At 37.3% G+C, this 5,093-nt stretch carries 3 protein-coding genes and 1 tRNA gene; all 4 read left to right on the top strand.

Annotation, left to right across the window (positions count from 1 at the left end; all coding sequences use genetic code 11):
* Positions 1-72: 72 nt before the first annotated feature.
* The 4 genes from DEM91_RS11980 (at position 73) to DEM91_RS11965 (ending at position 5,033) form a co-directional block, all read left to right on the top strand.
* Positions 73-990 (top strand): ABC transporter substrate-binding protein, encoded by a 918-nt coding sequence (locus DEM91_RS11980; RefSeq protein ID WP_195254063.1) that lies wholly within the window; start codon positions 73-75, stop codon positions 988-990.
* Positions 991-1,020: 30 nt separating this feature from the next.
* A complete protein-coding gene (locus DEM91_RS11975; RefSeq protein ID WP_249859068.1) occupies positions 1,021-3,264 on the top strand; it encodes a tetratricopeptide repeat protein in 2,244 nt (747 codons plus the stop codon).
* Between the two features lie 511 nt (positions 3,265-3,775).
* Positions 3,776-3,850: transfer RNA gene (locus tag DEM91_RS11970), tRNA-Arg, on the top strand.
* Between the two features lie 853 nt (positions 3,851-4,703).
* On the top strand, positions 4,704-5,033 hold the full coding sequence (locus DEM91_RS11965; RefSeq protein ID WP_249859067.1) for a hypothetical protein: 330 nt from the start codon (positions 4,704-4,706) through the stop codon (positions 5,031-5,033).
* Positions 5,034-5,093 lie beyond the last annotated feature (60 nt).

Genomic DNA, 5,093 nt, shown 5'->3' with positions numbered 1-5,093 from the left:
CTAAGTGAATGATAATGAACAGTTAATAAATTACAAATATTTTCCAATTATTTGGAAAGCAACATAGAAGATATGAAGAAGATTCTGTATATCAACATTCTCTTTATCCTACTGTTGTCTTCTTGTGGGCAGAAAAGTCAGGAAATAGAAAAGAAAACGAAAGCCAATAACGCCCGTGAGCAAAAGGCGTATGCGGAAGCACTTAGGATAGCGGTCTTGCCAACCTTAGATTGCATCCCACTTTATGTAGCGAAAGACCGCCATCTGTTTGACAGTGCACAGGTAGATGTGAGACTTTTGCCATTCACTGCACAAATGGACTGCGACACTGCTATCATAGGAGGAAGCGTCCAAGGGGTAGTGTCGGATTTGGTTCGAACGGAGAGACTCAAACGAAAAGGTTTGAAATTAGAATATCCCATTACCACACCGTTGCAGTGGCAGTTGATAAGTAACAAGACAGCTCGTCTCAAACAGTTGAATCAGTTAGGAGACAAAATGGTGGCGATGACAAGATATTCGGGAACAGATTATCTGACCGATCAAGCTCTTAGTGGGGTGAAGACAAGTGCCAAAGTGTTTAAGGTGCAAATTAATGATGTCTTAGTGAGGCTGCACATGCTTTTGAACAATGAAATGGATGCCATGTGGTTGCCTGAGCCACAAGCTACTACGGCAAGATTGTATAAACATCGGGTAATCACACCGAGTGAAAAGACCAAAGAGCAATTGGGAGTGATAGCGTTTCGGACGGATTTGCTCCAAACCAAAAACCGCAAAAAGCAGTTGCAAGCTTTTATTAAGGCGTACAACAATGCCGTAGACTCACTCAACACTTACGGACTGTCTCATTATTCGGGGCTTGTCCTTAAGTATTGTCATACAGATGAAAAAACCGTAAAGGCGATACCAAAAGTGACCTTCAATCACGCTACAGCTCCTTTAGAAAAGGATATTCAGAAAGCAAAAGCATTTATACCAAAATTGTAAATTGACGTTTGACTAAATCTCTCCAATATTTTGAATTATACTGATTTTGATTTAGAACAGATTCGGAATTTGATTACTTGCAAACAAAATCTACCCAAAGCGATAGAGAATTTGCAGGAGTATATTTCCAAACACGAATTGACCACTTTTCAACTGAAGTGGGAACAGCTGAATGGTGACTATCTTTTGATGAAAGATTTTCTTAGACGTGGATTAAAAGATCCACAGTTTAATGTTGTATATCATAATTTATTGCGTGAATTGTATGCCTTGAATAGTGATATACAGTTGGAGAAAATGATTCATGAAAACGGTTCATACCAGTTGGCTCATCAGACAGCGAAATCAGTTGTACTTGGTGATACAAGTATTAAAACACAAATGGAGAAATTTGTTCAAGATGTTGCCATGCTATCTTTGGAACCAAAAAGAGAACAAACACTCCAAACAAATCAGTTGTATGAAGAGCATCAAAAATACATCAACCAAGTTTTCAATGCTTTCTTGGTTTCTCCTCAATGGACGGAAAGTGTTGCAAAATTTGTGGAAGAATTATTTTTGTCACCCACTGTTGATAGCAACGACATACAATTATTGTTGAGTGGGCTGATGTTATCAGCGATTCAACTCTTTGATTATCGTAAGATATTGGTATTGATAGCAATCTATCAAAAATCAACGGATGAGGAAATACGACAACGAGCTTTGGTGGGTCTTGTATTGTGTTTGCCAGACAATGACGCAAACATCTACCCCGAAGTAAGCAAATCCATTACGGCACTCTGTCAAAATGAGCAAACCTTGCAGGAATTGCTGGAACTACAGATACAATTCTTTTATTGCATGAATGCGGATGCAGACAATGAAAAGCTACAAAAAGATATCATTCCTCAGCTGATGAAAGGGCAAAATATCCAATTCACACGCACGGGAATTATAGAAAAGGAGGAAGACCCACTGGAAGAAATGCTCAATCCGGGTGCTGCTGATCGTGCCATGGAAGCCATGGAAGAGAATTTCCAAAAGATGATGAACATGCAAAGGGCGGGGTCTGACATCTATTTTGGAGGCTTTTCTCAAATGAAACGCTTCGGTTTCTTTATGGAGTTGAGTAATTGGTTTGTACCTTTTTATCCTCAACACCCTGGACTTAGTCAGATGAATCATGAGTTAAGGGACGGACAGTTTATGAGCGTTTTGTTGGAGCATGGTCCATTCTGTGATTCTGACAAATACTCCTTCGCTTTGGCAGCGTCTTCCATTCTTAACCAAATTCCGTCACAGATGCGGGAACTTTTGAATAGTCAAGAATTGTTAGGACCAACAGTTAATACGGAAGAGCATCACAAACCAGCCTATATCCGACGGATGTATCTTCAGAATTTGTACCGGTTTTATCGGCTTTACAAGGACAAAAATCACTTTCATAATCCATTTTCCACAGAGTTGTCGCATCATACAGTCTTTTTTGTCCTCAACAATCTCTTTCAGAATACCACATTGGCATACAGACGTCTCGAGATTGGACAATTCTTGTACAGGCATCATTTCTATGATGACTTGCACCGCTTGTTAGATGCTTGCGAAAATATTGATAGCGTAGAATATTGGAGATTGTCTGCAATGTTAGCCCATCAGGAAAAGGATTATAAGCGGGCAGGGTTGGCATATGATAAGTTGTTAGATGTAGATAGCGATAACGAGCAAGCTTTAAGGGGTAAGGCTAATTCTCTGTTTTATTCAGGCAATTTTTCTGAAGCCATTAAATATTATACTCGTATTTTGGAAAAAGATGCGAACAGTGCACGAGTTCAGCTTAACTTAGCCGTTGCTTACATCAATGACAGTCAAATAGAAAAGGGGATGAAATATTTGTTTAAGCTTAGTTACGAATATCCTGAAAATCTGTCCGTCAAACGCTCATTGGCATGGGGTTATTTGCGAAAGAATGAAAATGAGCAGGCTTTGCAACTATACAATCAGTTAATGGCTCACAAAAACCATATTCCTTCAGATTATTTGAATGCGGGTTATTGTCTTTGGTTCAACTCAAAGATAGAAGAAGCAGTAGAAAAGTTTGCCCATTATGAAATGATGAGAAACGAAAAGGGAATTGCGCAAGGTAGCGATGAAAGTTTACATGATGTTTTCATCTTGGATGCTCCTTTGCTCAATCAGTATCATGTAGGAAAAGAGGAAGCGGCAGTGATGGAAGATTTGGTAAACGATCAGTGTCGAAGTTATGCAGGAAGAAAGGGTGAACAACTATCCTAAATGCTTGCCGTGCGGTAAACAGCTTGCAGCTTTAACTATTTTTCTTTTCTATTGGAACAGGTTTGTAGATATTTTACTACTTTAAGCGCATTAGCTATTCTGAATGGCTAACAGGATTTCCTTGTGTTTTACAAGAAAACAGAAGTCAATATAAGAGGGACAAACAATGTCCTTATCCGATGAGGTCTTACAGACGCTGCAGTTAGTTTTATGTTGTGGAAGTTATGGGGGAGTTTCCTTTCACGACGTGAAAAAGCTTGTTATGATAAGTCAGCAGACGCCATAGTAGTGAAACTGTCGATAACATTGTGCGAAAGTAGGGGGATATAACCTCACTATTAACATTTATCTTCTCACCCATTGAACGCAATAAAAGGTTTTGAAAGACTGTCTTATTTTGAAAAGTTGCATTTCAATTCTAAATTTGTTAAAAAATTATAACCAAAACGAAATCCATCTTTAACTTCCCCCTCTGTTTCATTCTAAATGACTACTTTTGCAAACGATTTATGGTTCCGTAGCTCAGTTGGATTAGAGCAACAGCCTTCTAAGCTGTGGGTCTTGGGTTCGAACCCCAACGGAATCACTTGAGGAGAGGAAGAGGATTTTGACATCAAAGTCCTCTTTCTTCTTTATATACAGTTAATTTTTAGTTAATCGGTACATTTAGAGGAGTTTCTGTTTCATCCATAGATATGATTTTCAAGAAACGTAGCTAACAAATTCTTGCTCTGAATGTGTTTGATAAATCTACATCTGAGACTTTATAATGCTGCATGAATAAGTTATATTTTGTCCTATAAAATGACAAAAAAACGTTCATTCTAAAATGACAATCTGGAGAAAAACAATAGGCAGGGAATAGACAATATGGTGATGATTTTGGCAAAAAATTCTCTTTGAAAAGTTAAAGCAATGAGATAATGAGGTTGTTCACACCATATAGTGCTGTTATCAACATAATGTAATGCGCTTAAAGCATGCTATTATGGCGCTTAAAGCATTGTTTTAGTAACGAAAAATGGTAACGAATAGGCATAAAAATTTACCTAACATTCGTAACCCTCTGTGTGACAAAGGAATGCGAAACTTCCTTATTTCTGGCATATTTTCAATCAGTTAAGGATTTGTTTTAAATACGCGAAATATGAGAGGCTTGTTGTCAAGAAAACTGACAGTAGCAGACAGGCTTATATTCATGCTCAGCAATTGGTAATATCACGATTTATTTGGATTCAACTAAGCTAATGAAGTTTTAACCGTACCAATGAAATTCTTTACCTCTCGTGAAGATTCTTTAAGAGAATAATCTTTGAGTTTAGAAAAAATATTCATATATTTGTATGAGTTATTTGAAAGAGACTCTCGTTAAAAATAAGTTTTTTGGGTAATTGAGTCTTTTTTCATTAATCCAGTTGAACACAAAAAATATTTTTATAATGGAAAACGAAGTTACAAAGTGGAATAAAATAATATATTCTATCATGAACTTACCGGGAATCAAGGTTGATAGGGTGGCGTTTTTGGTGGAGGCTTTGAGACCTCATTGTACGGAACCAGAAATAAAGAAAGCATCCTTGCAGCGTCCTATTGATGTTATTCCTCTAAAATTAATCAATCAATTGGCTACCGATTGTATCAATGAACATACTAAAAAAGCAACCATTTTTTCTACCGTAACGGGTGTGCCAGGCGGTATCGCTGTCTTTTTTGCTATTCCTGCTGATTTATTACAATACTTTTGTCAAACCTTAATTAGTGTTTACTGAATAATGTATAACTCTCTGATATTTAAGTTTATATAACTTTATTTCTTCGTTTGTTTAACT

This window comes from Prevotella sp. TCVGH (genome assembly GCF_023522295.1).
Classification (GTDB): Bacteria; Bacteroidota; Bacteroidia; order Bacteroidales; family Bacteroidaceae; genus Prevotella; species Prevotella timonensis.
Note: the sequence above shows the minus strand (reverse complement) of the source record. Positions and strands in the feature narration are given on the sequence as shown.

Bases quoted from the DNA above. Each gene is read 5' to 3' on its own strand.
- DEM91_RS11965 (WP_249859067.1), top strand. From the start codon at position 4,704: ATGGAAAACGAAGTTACAAAGTGGAATAAAATAATATATTCTATCATG.
- DEM91_RS11980 (WP_195254063.1), top strand. From the start codon at position 73: ATGAAGAAGATTCTGTATATCAACATTCTCTTTATCCTACTGTTGTCT.